The sequence below is a fragment of the Pseudomonas sp. LBUM1661 genome (genome assembly GCF_059695925.1).
This window is the reverse complement of record NZ_CP166794.1, coordinates 2047249-2068584: the sequence shown is the minus strand read 5'-3', so window position 1 is coordinate 2068584 and position 21336 is coordinate 2047249. Positions and strand designations below refer to the sequence as shown.

Genomic DNA, 21336 nt, shown 5'->3' with positions numbered 1-21336 from the left:
TGCGAGGCCTTCCGTGATCCAGTTTTTACTTAACCAGGAACTCCGTAGCGAGCACGCCCTGGACCCCAACCTGACCGTGCTCAATTACCTGCGCGACCATGTGGGCAAGCCCGGCACCAAAGAAGGCTGCGCCAGCGGCGACTGTGGCGCCTGCACCGTGGTGGTCGGCGAGCTGCAAACGGACGACGATGGCCGCGAACACATTCGCTATCGCAGCCTCAACTCGTGCCTGACGTTCGTTTCGTCGCTGCACGGCAAACAATTGATCAGCGTCGAAGACCTCAAGCATCAGGGCCAACTGCACAGCGTGCAAAAAGCCATGGTCGAGTGCCACGGCTCGCAATGCGGCTTCTGCACGCCGGGCTTCGTCATGTCGCTGTTTGCCCTGCAAAAGAACAGCGATCAACCGGACTCGCACAAAGCCCACGAAGCGCTGGCCGGCAACCTCTGCCGTTGCACCGGCTATCGGCCGATCCTGGAAGCCGCCGAGCAGTCTTGCTGCGGCAAGCAACCGGACCAGTTCGATGCCCGTGAAGCCGACACCATCGCCCGCCTGAAAGCCATCGCACCCACCGATATCGGTGAGCTCAACAGCGGCGACAAGCGCTGCCTGGTGCCGCTGACCGTGGCCGATCTGGCTGACCTCTACGACGCTTATCCACAGGCCCGGCTGCTGGCCGGCGGCACCGATCTGGCGCTGGAAGTCACCCAGTTCCACCGCACCCTGCCGGTGATGATCTACGTCGGCAACGTCGCTGAAATGAAGCGCATCGAACGCTTTGATGATCGCCTGGAAATCGGCGCCGCGACCGCCCTCTCCGATTGCTACGAAGCACTGAAAACCGAGTACCCGGACTTCGGCGAATTGCTGCAACGCTTCGCGTCCTTGCAGATCCGCAACCAGGGCACCCTCGGCGGCAACATCGGCAACGCCTCGCCGATTGGCGACTCGCCACCGCTGCTGATTGCCTTGGGCGCGCAAATCGTCCTGTGCAAGGGCGAGACTCGCCGCACTATGGCCCTGGAAGATTACTTTATTGATTACCGGGTCACCGCGCGCCAGGAAAGCGAGTTCATCGAGAAGATCATCGTGCCGCGTGCCAGCGCCGAACAACTGTTCCGTGCCTATAAGGTGTCCAAGCGTCTGGACGATGACATTTCCGCGGTCTGCGCCGCGTTCAACCTGCGCATCGACAACGGCGTGATCGCTGATGCCCGGGTCGCCTTCGGCGGCATGGCGGCCATCCCGAAACGCGCAAAAAACTGCGAAACCGCCCTGCTCGGCGCGCCGTTCAACCACGCTACCGTCGAACGCGCCTGCGCCGCACTGGCAGAAGATTTCACGCCGCTCTCGGACTTCCGCGCCAGCAAGGAATATCGCCTGCTCAGCGCGCAAAACCTGCTGCGTAAATACTTCATCGAACTGCAAACACCGCACATCGAGACTCGGGTGACCGCTTATGTCTAATCATCACGCCGTAGAGAAGACCCAGGCCGAACTGGCTGAACTGTTCGCCAAGGACCTGACCACCGGTGTCGGCCGCAGCGTCAAGCACGACAGCGCCGCCAAGCATGTGTCCGGTGAAGCGCAGTACATCGATGACCGGCTGGAATTCCCCAATCAGCTGCACGTTTATGCACGCCTGTCGGACCGCGCCCACGCGAAAATCATCAGCATCGACACCCAGCCGTGCTACGCCTTCGATGGCGTGCGCATCGCCATCACGCACAAAGACGTGCCGGGCCTGAAAGACATCGGCCCGTTGCTGCCGGGTGATCCGCTGCTGGCCATTGATGATGTGCAATTCGTCGGTCAAGTAGTGCTCGCGGTCGCCGCCAAGGATTTGGAAACCGCGCGTAAAGCGGCGATGGCCGCGATCATCGAATACGAAGATCTCGAACCGGTTCTGGACGTGGTCGATGCCCTGCGCAAACGCCATTTTGTGCTCGACAGTCATACGCATCAACGCGGCGATTCAGCCACTGCGTTGGCCACCGCGGAACATCGCATTCAAGGCACGCTGCACATCGGCGGCCAGGAACACTTCTACCTCGAAACCCAGATCTCTTCGGTGATGCCGACCGAAGACGGCGGCATGATCGTTTACTGCTCCACGCAAAACCCGACTGAAGTGCAGAAACTGGTCGCCGAAGTGCTGGACGTATCGATGAACAAAATCGTCGTCGACATGCGCCGCATGGGCGGTGGTTTCGGTGGCAAGGAAACCCAGGCCGCGAGCCCGGCGTGCCTGTGCGCAGTGATCGCGCACCTCACCGGCCAACCGACCAAGATGCGCCTGCCGCGCGTCGAAGACATGCTGATGACCGGCAAGCGTCACCCGTTCTACGTCGAGTACGACGTCGGCTTCGACAGCACCGGTCGCCTGCACGGCATCGCCCTGGAACTGGCCGGTAACTGCGGTTGCTCGCCGGACTTGTCGGCGTCGATTGTCGACCGTGCGATGTTCCACGCCGACAACTCCTACTACCTGGGTGACGCGACCATCAACGGTCATCGCTGCAAGACCAACACCGCGTCGAACACCGCTTACCGTGGCTTCGGCGGCCCGCAAGGGATGGTCGCCATCGAAGAAGTGATGGACGCCATCGCCCGCCATCTGGCCCTCGATCCGCTGGCGGTGCGCAAGGCCAACTACTACGGCAAGACCGAGCGCAACGTCACCCATTACTACCAGACCGTCGAGCACAACATGCTCGAAGAAATGACCGCCGAACTGGAAGAAAGCAGCCAGTACGCCGAGCGTCGCGAAGCGATCCGTCGCTACAACGCCAACAGCCCTGTGCTGAAAAAAGGCCTGGCGCTGACGCCGGTGAAATTCGGTATTTCCTTCACCGCCAGTTTCCTCAACCAGGCCGGTGCGCTAGTGCATGTCTACACCGACGGCAGCATCCACTTGAACCACGGCGGCACCGAAATGGGCCAGGGCCTGAATACCAAAGTCGCGCAGGTCGTGGCCGAAGTGTTCCAGGTGGAAATGGACCGCGTGCAGATCACCGCGACCAACACCGACAAGGTCCCGAACACCTCGCCGACGGCGGCGTCCAGTGGCGCCGACCTGAACGGTAAAGCCGCGCAGAACGCCGCAGAAATCATCAAGAAACGCCTGGTGGAATTCGCGGCGCGGCACTACAAAGTCAGCGAAGAAGACGTCGAATTCCATAACGGCCACGTGCGCGTTCGCGACCACATCCTGACCTTCGAAGCGTTGATCCAGCAGGCGTATTTCGCCCAGGTGTCGCTGTCGAGCACCGGGTTCTACAAGACCCCGAAAATCTTCTACGACCGCAGCCAGGCGCGGGGCCGTCCGTTCTACTACTACGCCTTTGGTGCAGCCTGCTGCGAGGTGATCATCGACACCCTGACCGGCGAGTACAAAATGCTCCGTACCGACATCCTGCATGACGTCGGCGCCTCGCTGAACCCGGCCATCGACATCGGTCAGGTCGAGGGCGGTTTCATCCAGGGCATGGGTTGGCTGACCATGGAAGAACTGGTGTGGAACAACAAAGGCAAGCTGATGACCAACGGCCCGGCCAGCTACAAGATTCCGGCGGTGGCCGACATGCCACTGGACCTGCGGGTGAAGCTGGTGGAAAACCGCAAAAACCCGGAAGACACGGTGTTCCATTCCAAAGCGGTGGGTGAGCCGCCGTTCATGCTCGGCATCGCGGCGTGGTGTGCGATCAAGGACGCCGTGGCGAGTCTGGGCGACTACCGGCATCAACCGAACATCGACGCGCCGGCGACGCCGGAGCGGGTGTTGTGGGGCTGTGAGCAGATGCGCCAATTGAAGGTGGCGAAGGCTGTCGAGGCTGAGCCGGAGCTGGCTTCGCTTTAAGGACCGGCGTGCGGCCAATCGCTAGCAGGCTAGCTCCCACAGGATTTGTGTTGAATCCGGATTCTGTGGACACCACAAAACACTGTGGGAGCTAGCCTGCTAGCGATGGGGCCCGAACAGACAACAAAGCTGTCGAGGTGAAAACATGTACAACTGGATAGACGCCCTCGCCGACCTGCAATCCCAGGGTGAACCCTGCGTGTTGGTGACCATCATCGAAGAGCTCGGCTCGACGCCGCGCAACGCCGGTTCGAAGATGGTCATCAGCGCCACCCAGGCCTTCGACACCATCGGTGGCGGGCATCTGGAATACAAAGCCATGCAGATCGGCCGCGAAATGCTCGCCAGCGGCAAACAGAGCACGCACCTGGAGCGCTTCAGCCTTGGCGCCAGCCTGGGCCAATGCTGCGGTGGCGTGACCGTGCTGCTGTTCGAACCGATGGGCCAGGTCCAGGCGCACATCGCCGTGTTCGGCGCCGGCCATGTCGGTCGCGCGTTGGTGCCGCTGCTCGCCAGCCTGCCCTGCCGGGTGCGCTGGATCGACTCACGGGACGCGGAGTTCCCGGAACAGATTCCCTATGGCGTGCGCAAAATCGTCAGCGAAGAACCGGTGGATGAGATCGATGACCTGCCCGCCGGCAGCTACTGCATCGTCATGACCCACAACCACCAACTCGACCTCGAACTCAGCGCCGCGATCCTCAAGCGCAACGACTTCACCTACTTCGGCCTGATCGGTTCGAAGACCAAACGGGTGAAGTTCGAACACCGCCTGCGTGATCGTGGTTTCGACGGCACCGTGCTGCAACGCATGCGCTGCCCGATGGGCATCGGCGAAGTCAAAGGCAAGTTGCCTGTGGAAATAGCCATCTCCATCGCTGGCGAAATCATCGCCACCTATAACGCGAATTTCGGCCAGCAAACTGCCAACGCCGGATCATCGATTGCCAAACTGCTGCCTGCTTCTCGCCGCAGCCAAGCGACTATTTGAGAACTCACATGCCTTCGACACGCAAAGCCTACCGCGCCGCCATCCTCCACAGCATCGCCGACCCCGCCGAGGTGGGTATCGAAGCCTCGTACGAGTATTTCGAGGACGGCCTGCTGGTGGTCGATAACGGCAAGATCAGCGCCATCGGCCACGCCAGCGAGTTGCTGCCGACCCTGCCAGCCGATATCGAGATCACCCACTATCAAGATGCGCTGATCACGCCAGGCTTCATCGACACCCACATTCACCTGCCGCAAACCGGCATGGTCGGCGCCTACGGCGAGCAACTGCTGGACTGGCTCAACACCTACACCTTCCCGTGCGAAAGCCAATTCGCCGACAAGGATCACGCCGATGAAGTCGCGGACATTTTCATCAAGGAACTGCTGCGCAACGGCACCACCACCGCACTGGTGTTCGGCAGTGTCCATCCGCAATCGGTGAACTCATTCTTCGAAGCCGCCGAGCAACTCGACCTGCGGATGATCGCCGGCAAGGTGATGATGGACCGCAACGCGCCGGACTACCTGACCGACACCGCCGAATCCAGCTACGTCGAAAGCAAGGCGCTGATCGAGCGCTGGCACGGCAAGGGCCGCTTGCACTATGCGGTCACCCCGCGCTTCGCCCCCACCAGCACCCCGGAACAACTGACCCTCGCCGGCCAGTTGCTGAGCGAATACCCGGACCTGTACATGCAGACCCACATCAGCGAAAACCTCAAGGAGGTCGAGTGGGTCAAGGAGCTGTTCCCGGAGCGCAAGGGTTACCTCGACGTCTACGATCATTACCAACTGCTGGGCGAGCGCTCGGTGTTCGCCCACGGCGTGCACCTGTGCGACGACGAGTGTGCGCGGCTGGCGGAAACCGGTTCGGCGATTGCCTTCTGCCCGACCTCGAACTTCTTCCTGGGCAGCGGCCTGTTCAATCTGCCGATGGCCGAGAAGCACAAGCTGAATGTCGGCCTCGGCACCGATGTGGGCGGCGGCACCAGTTTCTCGCTGCTGCAAACGTTGAACGAAGCGTACAAGGTCATGCAGCTGCAAGGTGCGCGACTGAGCCCGTTCAAGTCGCTGTACCTGGCGACCCTCGGCGGTGCGCGTGCGCTGCGTCTGGAAGACAAGATCGGCACCTTGCATCCGGGCACTGATGCGGACTTTTTGGTGCTGGATTACAACGCGACGCCGCTGCTGAGTTATCGCTTGAAACAGGCCCATAACATTGCCGAAACGCTGTTTGTGTTGATGACGCTGGGGGATGACCGGACCGTTCTGCAGACGTACGCGGCGGGGAATCAGGTGCATCAGCGCTAGGTTTTTCCGGGCACAAAAAAATCCCCCGTACTCTTCAGTCCCGGGGGATTTTTATTGCCTGTCAGATCGCTATCGCGAGCAGGCTCGCTCCCACAGTAGATCTCTAGTGGACACAAGATTTGCGTTCAACACAAAACCCTGTGGGAGTGAGCCTGCTCGCGATGGGCGCGCCTCGGTGTGTCAGAGTTTCGCAGCAGGCCGCCCTGGCTTTTTGGTCTGCAACAAATGCGAGAACACCGCATGCAAATCATCCGACGCGCTTTCTTCGTCGAGGTTGAGTTTGCTGTCGATGTGATCCATGTGGTGCATCATCAGGTCCACCGCCAGCTCACCGTTGCGCGCTTCGATCGCATCGATCAGTTGGGTGTGTTCGTCGTAGGAGCAATGGGAACGGTTGCCGCTTTCGTACTGGGCGATGATCAGCGAAGTCTGCGACACCAGGCTGCGCTGGAAGCTGATCAGCGGCGCATTCTTTGCCGCTTCGGCCAGTTTCAGGTGGAACTCGCCCGACAGGCGGATACCGGCACCGCGATCGCCACGGGAGAAGCTGTCGCGTTCGTCGTTGACCATCTGCCGCAACTCGGCAATCTGCTCGGCGGTGGCGTGCTGCACCGCCAGTTCGGTGATCGCCCGCTCCACCAGACGCCGCGCGAGGAACACCTGACGGGCTTCTTCGACACTCGGGCTGGCGACGACGGCGCCGCGGTTGGGTCGCAGCAACACCACCCCTTCATGGGCCAGGCGAGATAGCGCGCGGCGAATGATGGTGCGGCTGACCCCGAAAATTTCCCCCAGCGCTTCTTCGCTCAACTTGGTGCCGGGCGCCAGACGCTGTTCGAGGATAGCCTCGAAGATATGCGCGTAGACAATATCGTCCTGGGTACCGCTGCGGCCGGCTTTGCCTGCTCGCGGTTGTTTTTTTAGGGGTTGCAACTGTTCGTTCATGGGCACTCGAGTCGGGAGAACTGCGGCGAATAGACCGTGACTGTAATACGGCACAGTGGGTCGCTGGCAAGTATCGCGTAAAAAACACTGCGATTGTACACAATGGACGGTGGCAACACGACTGTACGGCTGTTTGTCGCTTCTGCTGTATCGCAACGATCCCTTACGTTTGAGTTTAGGCTTGATCACAGAATCCGCAGCCTGATGCAATCCCTGTAGGAGCGAGGCTTGCCCGCGAAGGCGTCGCGTCATTCAACATTGATATCGACTGACACGACGCCTTCGCGGGCAAGCCTCGCTCCTACAAGGGATCGGTTTGAGCCGGACATCTTCATACGTAATAAGGAACACCGCTGTCATGAACGATGCCACGCACACGCAGCTTCGCCCTCTGGCCGACACGTCACCTTCGGCCATCGTCGCCGGGTTCATCGCCATGATGACCGGCTACACCAGTTCCCTGGTGCTGATGTTCCAGGCCGGGCAAGCGGCGGGCCTGACCAGCGGGCAGATTTCGTCATGGATCTGGGCCATCTCGATTGGCATGGCGGTGTGCTCGATCGGCCTGTCCCTGCGCTATCGCACCCCGATCACCATTGCCTGGTCGACGCCCGGCGCCGCACTGCTGATCACCAGCCTGGGCGGCGTGTCTTACGGCGAAGCCATCGGCGCCTACATCACGTGCGCGGTGCTCGTGACGATTTGCGGGCTGACCGGCAGCTTCGAACGCCTGGTGAAAAAGATCCCGGCCTCATTGGCCGCCGCGCTGCTGGCCGGGATTCTGTTCAAGATCGGCAGCGAGATTTTCGTCGCCGCGCAGCATCGCACCGCGCTGGTGCTGGGGATGTTCTTCACTTATCTGGTGGTCAAGCGCCTGTCACCGCGTTACGCGGTGCTGGCTGCCCTGTTGATCGGCACGGCGCTGTCCGGGTTCATGGGGTTGCTGGACTTCAGCGGTTTCCACCTCGAAGTGGCGACGCCGGTCTGGACCACACCGCACTTTTCACTGGCCGCGACCATCAGCATTGGCATCCCGCTGTTCGTGGTGGCGATGACGTCACAGAACATGCCGGGCATCGCCGTGTTGCGCGCCGACGGTTACACCGTCCCGGCCTCGCCGCTAATCACCACGACCGGCATCGCCTCGCTGCTGCTGGCGCCGTTCGGTTCCCACGGGATCAACCTGGCGGCCATCAGCGCGGCGATCTGCACCGGACCGCATGCCCATGAGGATCGCAACAAGCGCTACACGGCGGCGGTCTGGTGCGGGATTTTCTACGGGATCGCCGGGGTGTTCGGCGCGACGTTGGCGGCGTTGTTTGCGGCGCTGCCGAAAGAGTTGGTGCTGTCGATTGCGGCGTTGGCGTTGTTCGGTTCGATCATCAATGGCTTGAGCATTGCCATGAGCGAAGTGAAGGAACGCGAAGCGGCGTTGATCACCTTTATGGTCACGGCGTCGGGATTGACGCTGTTTTCAATCGGGTCGGCGTTCTGGGGGATTGTGGCGGGGGTGTTGACGTTGGTGATTTTGAATTGGCGCAAAACCCTGTAAAAAACGCAAAAAAAAACGGCGACCCTTAGGTCGCCGTTTTTTTACAACATCAAGCTACCGGATTGATCGGCTTTTCCGGGTACCAGACGTCGATCAGCGGGCTGACGGTTGCTTCGGTCAGTTCGCTGCGGCCTTTGAGCCAGGCTTCAACAGCAGCGCGCTGCTCTTCGGACACCGAGCCACGCTTCTGCAGGCAAACCAGACCGAAGTCGTCGCCGCCAACATAGCCCAGACCGTTGGCTTCCATGGCTTCTTTGAGGAACGCATCGAGGAAAGCATCAATGGCTTCATCAGCCAAATCTTCTTTGAAATCCAGGTTCAGTTCGAAACCCAGCTCTTGAAATTCATCGACGCACAGTTTTTTGCGCAGACGCTGGGAACGGTTAGTCGCCATTGGAACAATCCTCATAAGTAATAACGGGCGGCACTTTAGCAGTTTAAGGCGCCAATTGCCCGTTCCGCGGTGGCGGCCAGCCTACCGTCGGTAAAAAAATAGCGGATTAGAAGGCCAGGGCACGGCACACGCCGCTACACCTTGGGGCATAATGCCGACACTTTCATGACCACTGAGGGAATTTATCTTCATGCCCTCGTCTTTTTTCCCCTCGGCTGTAGGGTTTTATTTCACATGATCAAATCTTTGCGTCCATTGTTACTGGCCGGCTTCCTTCTCCCCCTGGCCTTCTCTGTTTCTGCCGCCCCGATCAACACCGCGCTGTCGCCCAACGTTGAAAAAGCCCTGAAAGCCAGCAAGTTGCAGGACAACGCCCTGTCACTGGTGATGATCCCGCTGACCGGCCCTGGCACGCCGACCATTTTCAACGCCGACGTCTCGGTTAACCCGGCTTCGACCATGAAGCTGGTGACCACCTATGCCGCGCTGGAAATGCTCGGCCCGAACCACCAGTGGAAAACCGAGTTCTACACCGATGGCACCCTGAGCGGCGGCATCCTCAACGGCAACCTCTACCTCAAGGGTGGCGGCGATCCGAAGCTGAACATGGAAAAGCTCTGGCTGCTGATGCGTGACCTGCGTGCCAACGGCGTCACGCAAATCACCGGCGACCTGGTGCTGGACCGCAGTTTCTTCGTACAACCGCAATTGCCCGAGTTCAACGACGATGGCAATGACGAGAACAAACCGTTCCTGGTCAAACCCGACTCGCTGATGGTCAACCTCAAGGCCCTGCGCTTTGTCGCGCGCAACGACAACGGCCGGGTGCTGATCTCGGTGGAACCGCCGATCGCCACCATCCGCATTGAAAACCAGGTCAAAGCCATCAACTCGAAACAATGCACCGGCGGCGTGCGCTACAACCCGGTGACGCAAGCCGACGGCAGCGTGACCGTGACTGTCGGCGGACAGTTGGGTGAAGGCTGCAGCTCGCAGACTTACCTCTCGCTGCTCGACCACGCGACCTACACCGCTGGCGCCGTGCGGGCGATCTGGAAGGAACTGGGCGGCAGTATTCAGGGCCGTGACCTTCTGGGGCCAACGCCGAAAAACGCCAAGGTGCTGGCGCGGGCTTTTTCGCCGGACCTGGCGGAAATCATCCGTGACATCAACAAATACAGTAACAACACCATGGCTCAGCAGCTGTTCCTGAGCCTCGGCCAACGGTTCCGCACCGACGCCGATGGCGACGACGCCAAGGCCGCCCAGCGCGTGGTCCGTCAGTGGCTGGCGAAGAAAGGCATCACCGCGCCGCACCTGGTGATGGAGAACGGTTCCGGCTTGTCCCGTGCCGAACGTGTGAGCGCGCGTGAAATGGCCGGCATGCTGCAAGCGGCCTGGAGAAGCCCGTACTCGGCCGAGTTCATCAGCTCGATGCCGATTGCCGGCACCGACGGCACCATGCGCAAACGCCTGAAGACCACGGCGATGCGCGGTGAAGCCCACGTCAAGACCGGCACCCTGAACACCGTGCGAGCGATTGCCGGTTTCAGCCGCGACATCAATGGCAATACCTGGGCGGTGGTGGCGATCCTCAACGACAAAGCCCCGTTTGGCGCCTCCTCGGTGCTGGATCAGGTGCTGCTGGACCTGTATCGCCAGCCGAAACTGCCGGAAACGGCTTCGGTGTTGTAAGCACCACAGATCAAATGTGGGAGCGGGCTTGCTCGCGAAGACGGTGGCACATCCAACATTGATGTGACTGAAAGACCGCTTTCGCGAGCAAGCCCGCTCCCACAGGGTTTTGTGTTGAGCCTGGCCTAGTTCATCTCTCCTTCAACCCGATCCCGCCCGGCCTGCTTCGCCGCATAGACCCCCGAGTCCGCTCGCAGCAACAGCGCATCCGCGCCCTCTCCGACGCGCCAACTGGCAATCCCGAAACTCGCGGTCACCGTCCCGACGCCTTCGATCGGCGAACTGCGCAACGCTTGCCACAACTGCAATGCCAGGACATGGGCATGCTCGGCGTTGATGTCCGGGCAGAGCACCATGAACTCCTCACCGCCCAGGCGACAGAACACGTCGGTGCGCCGCAGCCGATGACCGATACGCTCGCATACCGCCTGCAGCACCCGATCACCCACCGCGTGACCATGCTGATCGTTAATGCGTTTGAAGTGATCGATGTCGAGCATGATCACCGACAATTCGCCGCCACCGCGCTCGACCCGGGCCATTTCAGTGGTCAGGCGTTCCTGGAAATAACGCCGGTTATGAATGCCGGTCAGGGAATCGGTGATCGACAGCGCGCGCAATTCTTCTTCCACCCGTTTCAGGTCGGAGATGTCCGAGATGTAGCCATGCCAGAGCACGCCGCCACCCGGTAGCTCTTCCGGCGTCGCCTCGCCACGGACCCAGCGCAGACCACGCACCGGCAGTTGCACACGGTATTCTTCGCGCCACGGGCTGAGGGTGTCCGCCGAGGCGCGGATCGAGGCGCGCACGCGGGTGGTGTCCTGTGGATGAATGCGCGTGAAGATCGCTTCGGCATTCAGTAACAACACGTCCGGTTCGAGCTCGTAGATCTCGCGGATACCGTCGCTGGCGTAGATCACACTGAAACGGCCGTCGAACTCCATCTTGAACTGGTAGATGCCGCCGGGCACATGGGCGCTGAGCTTCTTCAGCAACAGGTCGCGTGCCGCCAGGGCCTCATGCACCCGCTTGCGCTCGGTGATGTCGATACAGATTGCCAAGTGACCGACCCACAGACCTTGCTCGTCGAGCACCGGGGTGGCCAGCATGTTCACCGCCAGATGGCTGCCATCGCTGCGCACCAGCGTCCACTCCCGTGCTTCATGGCCGCCCTCCTCGCCACCTTCGACCAACATCGCCTGGCAGGTTGGAATCGGCTTGCCATAGCGCGCGCTCAACTCCGCCGAACGGGCCACCAGTTCTCGGGGCAGGTGCAGGTTTTCCAGGGTCATGTGGCCGACCACTTCAGCGCTGGCGTAACCGAGCATCTGTTCGGCGCCGGCATTAAAGGTGCTGATGACCCCGCGCAAATCGGTGGCGATGATCGCCACTTGGGTCGCGGCATTCAGCACGCCGCGCAACTGGCCATGGGTGCCGCGCAACTCTTGCTCACGGGCGTGCAGTTCCTGGGTGCGCTGCTCCACCATCCTCAACGCCCGTTGGCGCTGACTGACCAGCACATAGAGCAAGGCACTGAGCAACAGACTGAGTAAACTGCCGAGCACCACCAGGCTGGTCACCGACGAATGGTTGGCTTGCAGGAAGGCTTCGCTGGGTTGAATGTCGACCTGATAATCGTGATCGGCCAGGCGCAGCAGCCGGGTCGCGGCCAAATCACTGGTGGCCGGTGCGTTCGCGGATTCGTAAAGGACTTCGTGCTGATCGTCTGTGGATAAGTCGAGGATGCGCACCGACAGATAGTCACGCCCCGCTTCCGGCAAGCCGTCCGCCAGCAACTGGCGCATGCTGATCACCGCCATCACATAGCCGAACGGTTTAACCGCCGCTGTGCCTTGGCTGTTGCGCAACATCACCGGTGCGACCAGCAGCACGCCCCGCGCATACGCCGGTTCGATGTTGACCAGATGCATCGGTTGAGACACCGCCATGCTGCCGTGACGGTCGGCACGTTCGAGGGTGGCTCGGCGCAGCGGTTGGGCCAGCAAGTCGTAGCCCAGCGGCGAACCGAGTTTGCTTTGGGTCTGGCTATAGAGCACCACCACGTACTCATCCCGCGCCGCCGCCAGTTGCAGCTGGCCGTCGGCATTGAGTTCACGAAAGGTGAAATCATTCAGACCTTCTTCACGCATCCGGCGCTCGAACGCTGCTCGTTCGGCACCCGTGACCCGTTCAGCGAAGGAGTACGCCTGAGTCCGGTGCAGTAAAGGTTGGGTGTAACCGTCGAACTCCGCTCGGGAGACCGAATCGGAATTGGCAAAGAACCGGCGCAGGCCATCGAGGCGCTGCTCCTGATCTTCGAAACGTTCTTCGATACGGCTGTAACGCTCACTGGCCAGAAGCTGGAAACGTTGCCGCAATTGATGTTGAAACAGATTCAGCGTCGACCAGGCCAGCAAGCTGGTGAGAATCCCACCGACGAGCAATACCAGCAGCGCGACCAGCCAGGCCGAAACATCTTCACTGATAAATCCCAGGATCTTTGGGCGCACGGCGTGCAACGACATAGACGCAACTCAAAACGCCAGGTGCGGGAAAGCCCATTGGCCATGAGTTGAGTTATAGCTATTAGCCACTAATTTGACCAGCGCTGAGAGGAGCCAAGAGCCTTTTAAAATCAAGGCTCTGTGGATCCAATCAAATTAACCGTCAACCAACCTGATTCTGTAGGAGCGAGCTTGCTCGCGATGGACCTGAGGGCGACGCGGTCATCCAGGCAGCCCTCGTTATCGTTAACGTGCCATGATTTTCCAGGCACGGTGGATTTTGCCGTTACGGGCAAAGTCCGGGTCGATGGTTTGTGCGGTGATTTCTTCGACCGCATAGCGCTGGGTGAGGTTTTCCTCCAGCACGAACTTGCGGAAGTTGTTGGAGAAGTACAACACACCGCCCGGCGCCAGGCGCGCCATGGCCAGGTCGATCAATTGCACCTGGTCACGCTGCACGTCGAAAATCCCGTCCATACGCTTGGAGTTGGAGAAGGTCGGCGGATCGATGAAGATCAGGTCGAACTCGTCACGGCAGGCATCCAGCCAGACCATCACATCGCCCTGCTCCAGACGGTTCTTGTCGGAGAAACCGTTCAGCGACAGGTTGCGACGCGCCCAGTCCAGATAGGTTTTCGACAGGTCGACGCTGGTGGTGCTGCGCGCGCCGCCCTTGGCTGCGTGAACACTGGCGGTCGCGGTGTAGCAATACAGGTTGAGGAAGCGCTTGCCCTCGGCCTCTTTCTGGATGCGCATGCGCATCGGCCGGTGGTCGAGGAACAGCCCGGTGTCGAGGTAGTCGGTGAGGTTGACCAGCAGCTTGACGCCACCTTCATTGACCTCGACGAACTTGCCCTGCGCGGCTTGACGCTCGTACTGCTTGGTGCCGCTCTGGCGCTCGCGGCGTTTCACCACCACGCGGTTCTTGTCGATGTTCAAGGCCTGCGGAATGGCGGCCAATGCATCGAACATGCGTGCCGAGGCTTTTTCCGGGTCGATGGATTTCGGCGCGGCGTATTCCTGGACGTGGACCCAATCCTGATACAGGTCGATGGCCATGGAATATTCCGGCATGTCGGCATCGTAGACGCGGTAGCAGTCGATGCCTTCACGCTTGACCCACTTGCCGAGGGCCTTGAGGTTCTTTTGCAGGCGATTGGCGAACATCTGCCCGCCTTCGCTCAAGCGCGGTTGCTCGATCACCACCGGTGCCGGTTTGATCGGGTTGCCGTTCTTGTTGTACTTCTCGTACTTGCCTGGCGCCACGTCGTTGTCGGTGACTTCGACTTGGGCCTGCTCACGCTCGACCTGACGCTGTTCCGGGGTGCGACGCTCGCCGGTGACGAACTGGTCCGGTGTGACCTTGATCAGCAGCAATTTGCACGGCAAGGCGCCGTTCCAGAACGAATACTGTTTGTGGCTGCGAATGCCCATGCGCTTGCCCAGGTCCGGGGCGCCGGTGAAGACCGCGGCTTCCCAGTTCAGGCAGGCCTGACGCAGACGTTCGCCGAGGTTCTGGTAGAGGTAGAGCAGGCTCGCCTCATCACCCAGACGCTCGCCGTACGGCGGGTTGCAGATCACCAGGCCTTTCTGGTTCTGGTCCGGGCGCGGCTCGAAGGTCGCGACTTCGCCCTGGTAGATCTTGATCCACTCGCTCAGGCCGGCACGCTCGACGTTGTTGCGGCCCGGTTGAATCAGGCGCGGGTCGGCTTCATAACCGCGAATCCACAGGGGTGGCTTGGCCAGGCCGGCCGCGCAACGCTCGGTGGCTTCTTCATGAAGTTTTTTCCACAGCGCCGGCACGTGACCGAGCCAGGCGGTGAAGCCCCACTGCTCGCGACGCAGGTTCGGCGCCATGTCGGCGGCGATCATCGCCGCTTCGACCAGGAACGTACCGACACCGCACATCGGGTCAGCCAGGGCGCCGCCATCGGCGGCAATGCGTGGCCAGCCGGAACGGATCAGGATCGCTGCTGCGAGGTTTTCCTTCAGCGGCGCCGCACCCTGCTGCAAGCGATAGCCGCGCTGGTGCAGGCTGTGGCCGGAGAGGTCGAGGGAGAGGATCGCTTCGCCACGGTCCAGGCGCAGGTGGATGCGCAGGTCCGGGTTGAGCTTGTCGATGGACGGACGATCGCCTTGCGGGGTGCGCAGTTTGTCGACGATGGCGTCTTTGACCTTCAAGGCACCGAAGTGGGTGTTGTCGATGCCCGAGCCGTGACCGCTGAACTCAACGGCCAGGGTGCCGTCGTTGAGCATGTGGTCTTGCCACTCGATATCGAGCACGCCGTGGTAGAGGTCTTCGGCGTCCTTCATCGGGAAGCGCTTGAGCACCAACAGCACCCGGTTCGCCAGACGCGACCACAGGCACAGGCGATAAGCGGTTTCCATGGTCGCCATGCCGCGCACGGCAGAGGTGTGCTCACGCGCTTCTTCAAGGCCAAGCCCGACGGCTTCCTCGATGAGCAGGCCTTCAAGGCCTTTTGGGCAGGTGAGGAAGATTTCGAATTGGTCGGACATTGGAATTTCAGAGCCTTTAGCTAAGTGAACCGGCAACGCATTGCCGGCCCGGTTTTCAATCAGGCGCTTTTCTAAAAGAGCGCCCGCGTGGCACGAAGGTGTGCCGTCCCACCCTTGCTGCTCAGGTTAGAAGAGCTTAGATGCCAGGGCAGATAAAAAAGTTGATGCAACAAAATGTCATAAGTCGACCCTTCGTCGAATAATCCCCTGACTAACAAGAGGCATTCTCACTAAAGGATTAACCCCATCATGCAGCGCGAGGCCGATCATACCGGGGGTTTGACTAATAAACACGGACCAGACATCCGGTTACTTATGGCCATAGCACCTTAATGGTTACGTCCTTATGACAAAATGATCATTCCCTCGATGTGACGCATTGGTTAGAACTCAACACAGGTTGACGTCGCAACGGCGTCAACACCTTGGCTCGCGACGCCGGCAGCGAGCCGCCAACGGCAGAGTTTTTCTGCCAGACCTCGATTGAGGTCGACGCGATGAATACAGTCAACAAGTGAGGGCAACACCCTATGAGAAGACTTAAGCGTGATCCGTTGGAAAGAGCATTTTTGCGCGGATATCAATATGGCGTTGGTGGCAAATCCCGTGAGCTTTGCCCATTTACTCTACCGTCGGTACGCCAAGCCTGGATTAACGGCTGGCGAGAAGGACGCGGCGACAACTGGGACGGTATGACCGGCACTGCGGGAATCCACAGACTCAACGAACTTCACGCCGTCGGCTAATTAACAGGGCCAAACACTCCGACACGACAATCTGATTACTTTTTGCATTAACCACGCACGTCCCATCCGGACGGCGGGCTTCGGCCCAGGGGCTCCTTCGAGGAGCCCTTTTTTATGCCTGCCGGTTCGCTAAACAAAAATCCCTGTAGCAGCGCAGGGCGGCGATGGCATCGACGGTTTCCAGATCAGCGCAGGGCCGCGATGGCATCGACTGATTCACGAATCAACGCCGGGCCTTTATAGATGAAGCCCGAGTAGAGCTGCACCAGGCTTGCGCCCGCAGCGATTTTCTCTGCCGCGTGCTTGCCTTCGGTGATACCGCCCACGGCGATGATTGGCAAACGACCGGCCAGTTCCGCCGCCAGCACCTTGACCGTGTGAGTGCTCTTGTCGCGAACCGGTGCGCCGGACAGACCGCCCGCCTCGTCACCGTGTTCCATGCCTTCGACGCCGACGCGGCTAAGGGTGGTGTTGGTGGCGATCACCGCGTCCATCCCGGTTTCGATCAGTGCTTGCGCCACCTGAGCGGTTTCTTCGTCGGTCATGTCCGGCGCGATCTTGATCGCCAGCGGTACGTGTTTGCCGTGGCGCAGCGCCAGTTCGGCGCGACGGGTGGCGAGGTCGGCGAGCAACTGCTTCAGCGAATCGCCGAATTGCAAGCTGCGCAGGCCCGGGGTGTTCGGCGAGCTGACGTTGACGGTCACGTAGCTGGCATGGGCGTAAACCTTGTCCAGGCAGATCAGGTAATCGTCGACCGCACGCTCGACCGGGGTATCGAAGTTCTTGCCGATGTTGATGCCCAGCACGCCCTTGTACTTGGCCGCCGCGACACGGGCCAACAAGTGATCGACGCCGAGGTTGTTGAAGCCCATGCGATTGATGATCGCCTCGGCTTCCGGCAGACGGAAAATCCGTGGTTTCGGATTGCCCGGCTGCGGACGCGGCGTGATGGTGCCGATTTCGACAAAACCGAAACCCAACTGGGCAAAACCGTCGATGGCCGCGCCGTTCTTGTCCAGACCGGCGGCCAGACCGACCGGGTTTGGAAAGTCCAGGCCCATGACGCTCACCGGCATCTTCGCCGGCGCCTTGCACAGCAAGCCGTTGAGGCCCAAACGTCCGCCCGCGCCGATCAAGTCCAGGGACAGATCGTGGGAGGTTTCCGGGGAAAGTTTGAACAACAGCTGACGGGCCAGGGTGTACATGGGCGGGTTTGACTCTGGGCTACGAAAAGTGGCGGCGATTATAGCCGGGGTGAAGGGTCACGGGCGAGAACCCTGGGATTTATTCCCCGGTCGGTAACGTTTTACCAGAGCGTTTTTTGATAGTGACTGCCGCACGGGCGATGAATGATCGATTCGACTGCACTGACGCAGCGCCCCCACAGCAGGAAATGAAATGCTGGTTCTCCCTAGACCACCCAGTCCCCATCAACCTCAAGAAAATGCCTCAGGTTATGCCCTTCAGGCACATCGTAAGGATCACACGATCGTGGAGATGGGCGATTGCGCTTCTTCTCAGCAAATCGACAAGGCCCTGACCCTGCAATTAGACGGTCCCGATGGGCGAGCCACAGGAATGTCCGGATCTGAAACAAGAATCACGCTCGAAGGTATCGACCAGATACTGGAAGAGATCATTACAGACCTATCCGTCAGTTCATCTACCAGTGAACATGAACTTGTACGGACCATTGAACTGGCGGTTGATGGAGACATCAACGGTGCAAAGAGCAGTGCTGCTCCAGAATCGGTGGCCGAGTTCGTTGCCATTGCCATCGATGACCTGGATTTACCCACAAAAACAGATCAGTCACCCGCAGCAACACTACAACGCGCCCAAGCAATCGTTGACTCACTCGGCGACCTGCTCGGCAAACTGGGACGCAACGAATTCGAAGGCGATCTCGGTCGATGGGCCAGCAACCTGACGATTTCCGGCCTGCGCATCGGCCTTGTCGTAGGCACTTTGACAACGGTCAGGCAACTGATCGGCTTTGCACTGGAAAAATCCTTGCAGTCCAATGTGGCCTCGCCGCTGACGCGCAACGTGATCGGCGCAATCTCCCTGATGATGGGTCCCGCGTTGAACATCATTGGCGCGGTCAGGGACGAGTGCAATGGCACGGCCAATACGCAAACGCGCCTCGCCCGCCTCGCCACCCTCACACTGTCGATGGCAGCGCTGGTGACTGCGGCGGCAGTGCCCCAGGCGCTGCCGGCGTTAGCCTCGTTTGGCCCGCAAATGGCTTTCTACAGTTTTGCCACCGATCTGGTGAACCTGTTCTTACCGATAGGTGACAACTCGAAACCCACTCCAGGCGGTACAGCAGCTTCTGGGGGGTTGAATGGTGCTCTGCAGTTCCTTGCCTTTACGGCAATGAGCAATACCGCATCAAAATCAGGCCCTGGCTATGCCATGTCGGCGGGCAGCGCGCCATCGACCGATACAGCAGTGCTCGCTGCCCAACTTTCGCAATGGATGACTCGCACTGCCGATGTTGCGGTCAGTCTCCCTCTATCCACCCTGAACCGCGCTACCGAGATCCTGGAGTCGCTGACTCCGGTACTGGGGCACGACGCTTTACGCGGCGCCTATAACGCGGGTGCCGAAGTGGCCAGCCAGGTACTCGGTGGCGAAATAATGCATGCGCTGCAACCGGAGAAAGCACCCGAAGGCTTTCGCATCCAGCTCAAACCTGCGCGGATCCCCACCGCCGAACAAGTGGCTAATCAGTTCCTGACCACTAATGCGATACGGACCTCGCTGAGCGAAACGATAACCGCCGTTGTGGTTTCGGCAACCCGGTACTTCTCGACGCTGCCGATTTCCAAAGCGGAAGTCGATCACGTCGTCAATGCGTTGGTGGCGGCAGTGGTTTTTGCGGGGCGCCCCAGCGTTGTGTACGTCAATCAAGGCACACAGCCTGAGCCACCCTCTACGCAACGATGACAATGGTTGCGCCTGGCCCTGTGTGGCTGGGCGCAATCCGGCTCACCACTCACTCTTCTCCCACGCATCATCCTCCATCGGCTTGAACACTTCTCTCATATAGCTTTTGACGAAAAGGTCCAGGCTGAACGCCAGGCCATTGGCGCCGCTGATTTCCTTGAAAATCAGGGTGTTTTCCAGTTTCTCGTCCTTCAATTGCACCAGCACCTTCAGCGTGACCGCCAAGAGTGCCTTGGCATCGGGATACGCGCGAGACTCGCCGTCCGCCCCCCGTAACGTGCGCAAAAACTCATAAATGGCTTTCTCGCCCTGCCCCTCCATGGCCAACAGCTGTTGATACAAACGATCGAACTCAGGGTCCGGGCGCTTGCTGTCAGGCAGGCTCTGGCGGGCAGCAAGCAGGCGTGACTCCAGCGTCTCGACCGGCGGGTTGCCACTGGGCTCGAGCGAGCGCGCACTCATTACGGTTTCAATCTTCATGGATATCCTCGGTCGGGGCCGTTCAAATGGTACTGGCAGAGTGCTTGGCGAAAGTCGAACACAGATCAGTGAGCGCCTGCATCGAGGCCTGGTCCAGTGAGCGAACCGACGCGGGCAGCTTCTCGACGCACGCCAGCAGTCGCGGTTCCAGTCGTTGTCGGGTCGATTCGATATCGAATTCGAGCAGTTGATCCGCCAGGCGCACCACGTAGCGCTCCTGCGGGTGATAGTCGAGCACCAGTTCGCCGGGCCAGAGCCGGCACAATCGCTCGCGCAACGCATTGCCTCGGGACCGACAATGCAGCGGTAGCAGCACCTGCAACACAGCGCTCGTGTCACCCGGTTGCTCGACCAGCCAGCGCGCCAGCATTTCGTCCAGCCATTCGGGACAACTCAGGGCCTGCGCGAGCAACTCGCGAGCGGCCTGCGCAAGCTCCAGCAAACCGCTGAGCAGCGTGGGGGCGAAGCGCAGGGGGAGGAAACGAAAGATCATCGACTTACTTACCTGAAAGGTGCGTGATATCCGCCAGCCTGCTGGGTGCGAAACCCACCCGCTCGCGAATTTCTTTGGAAAAGTGCGATGAAGAGGCGTAGCCGAACGCCAGCGCCACATCGGTCAAGGAACGATCTTCCAGGCTCATGCTCAGCAGTGCCTGGGCCGTGCGCCAGTCGCGCAATGCCGGCTTGGTCGCACCGCCCAGCGCCTGTCGGCACAATCGCCGAAAGTGCGACACCGACACGCCATAGCGTTGCGCCAGCCAGGTCAGCTTTTCGCTGCTCGCGCCCTGCTCCAGCAGAAACCGCACCAGCCAATAGTTCTCGTTGTGCCGCAATACACTGGCGAAAGCCCGGTAGGACACGCCGCCACGCAAGGCCTGTTCGATGTACCAACGCTCCAGCTTCTTGTCGGAATCGAGGGTCTCGTAAGAGACAGCAAGTGCCGCCCAGGACGTCGGGCGTGGGCCTTGGCCGATCAATGCGCCGCCCAGGTCGATAAACACCTGCAGTTTCACCAGGGACGCCTCGGGCATCGGCAGAATCTGCGCACGGGCGCCGCTGTTCATCTCAAACTCGCCGCGCACCGCCAACAGTCCTTGCCAGCCTGCCGGCAGACAGCAGCACAACGCGCCGCTGGCAAACGTCAGGCATAGCGCCTGCTCGGCGGCCCGCACGAACATCACCTGCTCGTCCCGGCGAACGTCAGGCACGGGTGTCGCGAAAAGTCGATCGATCTGCACGCTTACCTCCTGTGGCGACTCGTGTGGTAACGGTCGTCAGGATGAAAGGCGTGGCCCTTTCAATCTTGATGGAAAGCTGATGAAACCCGGGCTGGCATATGCCTTGCACCGGCAACCGGCATCAGCACTCATGCCAACGGCGGGATGAG

16 protein-coding genes are annotated in these 21336 nt (G+C 60.4%); 8 read left to right on the top strand and 8 right to left on the bottom strand.

Annotated elements, in window-relative coordinates:
* Positions 1 to 13 precede the first annotated feature (13 nt).
* The 4 genes from xdhA (at position 14) to guaD (ending at position 6164) form a co-directional block, all read left to right on the top strand.
* Positions 14 to 1468 carry a xanthine dehydrogenase small subunit gene (xdhA, locus tag ACA057_RS09560; RefSeq protein WP_497347765.1) on the top strand — a complete coding sequence of 485 codons (1455 nt, stop codon included), beginning with the start codon at positions 14 to 16 and terminating at the stop codon, positions 1466 to 1468.
* Positions 1461 to 3860, top strand: a complete 2400-nt coding sequence (gene xdhB, locus ACA057_RS09555; protein WP_497347763.1) for a xanthine dehydrogenase molybdopterin binding subunit — start codon at positions 1461 to 1463, stop codon at positions 3858 to 3860. The genes xdhA and xdhB overlap by 8 nt, the downstream gene beginning before the upstream one ends.
* Before the next feature lie 145 nt (positions 3861 to 4005).
* Positions 4006 to 4851, top strand: coding sequence for a xanthine dehydrogenase accessory protein XdhC (gene xdhC, locus ACA057_RS09550; RefSeq protein ID WP_497347761.1), 846 nt, complete (start codon positions 4006 to 4008; stop codon positions 4849 to 4851).
* A gap of 8 nt (positions 4852 to 4859) precedes the next feature.
* Entirely contained in the window at positions 4860 to 6164 is a 1305-nt protein-coding gene (gene guaD, locus ACA057_RS09545) for a guanine deaminase (RefSeq protein WP_497347759.1), read from the top strand.
* A 180-nt stretch (positions 6165 to 6344) separates the two neighbouring features.
* Here the strand turns inward: guaD and ACA057_RS09540 are convergent, their stop codons facing one another.
* The gene (locus ACA057_RS09540; RefSeq protein WP_064378756.1) at positions 6345 to 7109 is read right to left on the bottom strand and encodes a GntR family transcriptional regulator; all 765 of its coding nucleotides are present in this window, start codon (positions 7107 to 7109) and stop codon (positions 6345 to 6347) included.
* A 358-nt stretch (positions 7110 to 7467) separates the two neighbouring features.
* Between ACA057_RS09540 and ACA057_RS09535 the strand changes: the two genes are divergently transcribed.
* Complete coding sequence (locus tag ACA057_RS09535) at positions 7468 to 8661, top strand: benzoate/H(+) symporter BenE family transporter (RefSeq protein WP_497347757.1); 1194 nt, start codon at positions 7468 to 7470, stop codon at positions 8659 to 8661.
* A 49-nt stretch (positions 8662 to 8710) separates the two neighbouring features.
* On the opposite strand, the gene ACA057_RS09530 is transcribed toward ACA057_RS09535, so the two are convergent.
* Positions 8711 to 9055, bottom strand: coding sequence for a YggL family protein (locus ACA057_RS09530; protein ID WP_007896965.1), 345 nt, complete (start codon positions 9053 to 9055; stop codon positions 8711 to 8713).
* 234 nt (positions 9056 to 9289) lie between these two features.
* Here ACA057_RS09530 and dacB point away from each other — a divergent pair, with 234 nt between their 5' ends.
* Complete coding sequence (dacB, locus tag ACA057_RS09525; protein ID WP_497347755.1) at positions 9290 to 10750, top strand: D-alanyl-D-alanine carboxypeptidase/D-alanyl-D-alanine endopeptidase; 1461 nt, start codon at positions 9290 to 9292, stop codon at positions 10748 to 10750.
* Between the two features lie 125 nt (positions 10751 to 10875).
* On the opposite strand, the gene ACA057_RS09520 is transcribed toward dacB, so the two are convergent.
* Both ACA057_RS09520 and rlmKL read right to left on the bottom strand, forming a co-directional pair.
* Positions 10876 to 13275: a sensor domain-containing diguanylate cyclase gene (locus ACA057_RS09520; RefSeq protein WP_497347753.1), complete on the bottom strand. Its 2400-nt coding sequence runs from the start codon at positions 13273 to 13275 to the stop codon at positions 10876 to 10878.
* Positions 13276 to 13500: 225 nt separating this feature from the next.
* Entirely contained in the window at positions 13501 to 15771 is a 2271-nt protein-coding gene (rlmKL, locus tag ACA057_RS09515) for a bifunctional 23S rRNA (guanine(2069)-N(7))-methyltransferase RlmK/23S rRNA (guanine(2445)-N(2))-methyltransferase RlmL (protein ID WP_497347751.1), read from the bottom strand.
* A gap of 530 nt (positions 15772 to 16301) precedes the next feature.
* Here rlmKL and rmf point away from each other — a divergent pair.
* Entirely contained in the window at positions 16302 to 16517 is a 216-nt protein-coding gene (gene rmf, locus ACA057_RS09510; RefSeq protein ID WP_003223300.1) for a ribosome modulation factor, read from the top strand.
* A gap of 185 nt (positions 16518 to 16702) precedes the next feature.
* On the opposite strand, the gene ACA057_RS09505 is transcribed toward rmf, so the two are convergent.
* Positions 16703 to 17722: a quinone-dependent dihydroorotate dehydrogenase gene (locus tag ACA057_RS09505; protein WP_497347749.1), complete on the bottom strand. Its 1020-nt coding sequence runs from the start codon at positions 17720 to 17722 to the stop codon at positions 16703 to 16705.
* Positions 17723 to 17915: 193 nt separating this feature from the next.
* Between ACA057_RS09505 and ACA057_RS09500 the strand changes: the two genes are divergently transcribed.
* Positions 17916 to 19469, top strand: coding sequence for a hypothetical protein (locus ACA057_RS09500; protein WP_497347747.1), 1554 nt, complete (start codon positions 17916 to 17918; stop codon positions 19467 to 19469).
* Positions 19470 to 19511: 42 nt separating this feature from the next.
* Here the strand turns inward: ACA057_RS09500 and ACA057_RS09495 are convergent, their stop codons facing one another.
* From ACA057_RS09495 to ACA057_RS09485, 3 genes are read right to left on the bottom strand one after another with little or no spacing between them, the layout of a single operon-like run.
* On the bottom strand, positions 19512 to 19949 hold the full coding sequence (locus ACA057_RS09495; RefSeq protein WP_497347745.1) for a hypothetical protein: 438 nt from the start codon (positions 19947 to 19949) through the stop codon (positions 19512 to 19514).
* 22 nt (positions 19950 to 19971) lie between these two features.
* Positions 19972 to 20442 carry a hypothetical protein gene (locus ACA057_RS09490; RefSeq protein WP_497347743.1) on the bottom strand — a complete coding sequence of 157 codons (471 nt, stop codon included), beginning with the start codon at positions 20440 to 20442 and terminating at the stop codon, positions 19972 to 19974.
* A gap of 4 nt (positions 20443 to 20446) precedes the next feature.
* The gene (locus ACA057_RS09485; RefSeq protein WP_497347741.1) at positions 20447 to 21187 is read right to left on the bottom strand and encodes a helix-turn-helix domain-containing protein; all 741 of its coding nucleotides are present in this window, start codon (positions 21185 to 21187) and stop codon (positions 20447 to 20449) included.
* Positions 21188 to 21336 lie beyond the last annotated feature (149 nt).

Bases quoted from the DNA above. Each gene is read 5' to 3' on its own strand.
- ACA057_RS09520 (WP_497347753.1), bottom strand. From the start codon at position 13,275: ATGTCGTTGCACGCCGTGCGCCCAAAGATCCTGGGATTTATCAGTGAA.
- ACA057_RS09495 (WP_497347745.1), bottom strand. From the start codon at position 19,949: ATGAAGATTGAAACCGTAATGAGTGCGCGCTCGCTCGAGCCCAGTGGC.
- dacB (WP_497347755.1), top strand. From the start codon at position 9,290: ATGATCAAATCTTTGCGTCCATTGTTACTGGCCGGCTTCCTTCTCCCC.
- xdhB (WP_497347763.1), top strand. From the start codon at position 1,461: ATGTCTAATCATCACGCCGTAGAGAAGACCCAGGCCGAACTGGCTGAA.
- xdhC (WP_497347761.1), top strand. From the start codon at position 4,006: ATGTACAACTGGATAGACGCCCTCGCCGACCTGCAATCCCAGGGTGAA.
- rlmKL (WP_497347751.1), bottom strand. From the start codon at position 15,771: ATGTCCGACCAATTCGAAATCTTCCTCACCTGCCCAAAAGGCCTTGAA.
- guaD (WP_497347759.1), top strand. From the start codon at position 4,860: ATGCCTTCGACACGCAAAGCCTACCGCGCCGCCATCCTCCACAGCATC.
- ACA057_RS09500 (WP_497347747.1), top strand. From the start codon at position 17,916: ATGCTGGTTCTCCCTAGACCACCCAGTCCCCATCAACCTCAAGAAAAT.
- ACA057_RS09490 (WP_497347743.1), bottom strand. From the start codon at position 20,442: ATGATCTTTCGTTTCCTCCCCCTGCGCTTCGCCCCCACGCTGCTCAGC.
- rmf (WP_003223300.1), top strand. From the start codon at position 16,302: ATGAGAAGACTTAAGCGTGATCCGTTGGAAAGAGCATTTTTGCGCGGA.
- ACA057_RS09535 (WP_497347757.1), top strand. From the start codon at position 7,468: ATGAACGATGCCACGCACACGCAGCTTCGCCCTCTGGCCGACACGTCA.
- ACA057_RS09505 (WP_497347749.1), bottom strand. From the start codon at position 17,722: ATGTACACCCTGGCCCGTCAGCTGTTGTTCAAACTTTCCCCGGAAACC.
- ACA057_RS09530 (WP_007896965.1), bottom strand. From the start codon at position 9,055: ATGGCGACTAACCGTTCCCAGCGTCTGCGCAAAAAACTGTGCGTCGAT.
- ACA057_RS09540 (WP_064378756.1), bottom strand. From the start codon at position 7,109: ATGAACGAACAGTTGCAACCCCTAAAAAAACAACCGCGAGCAGGCAAA.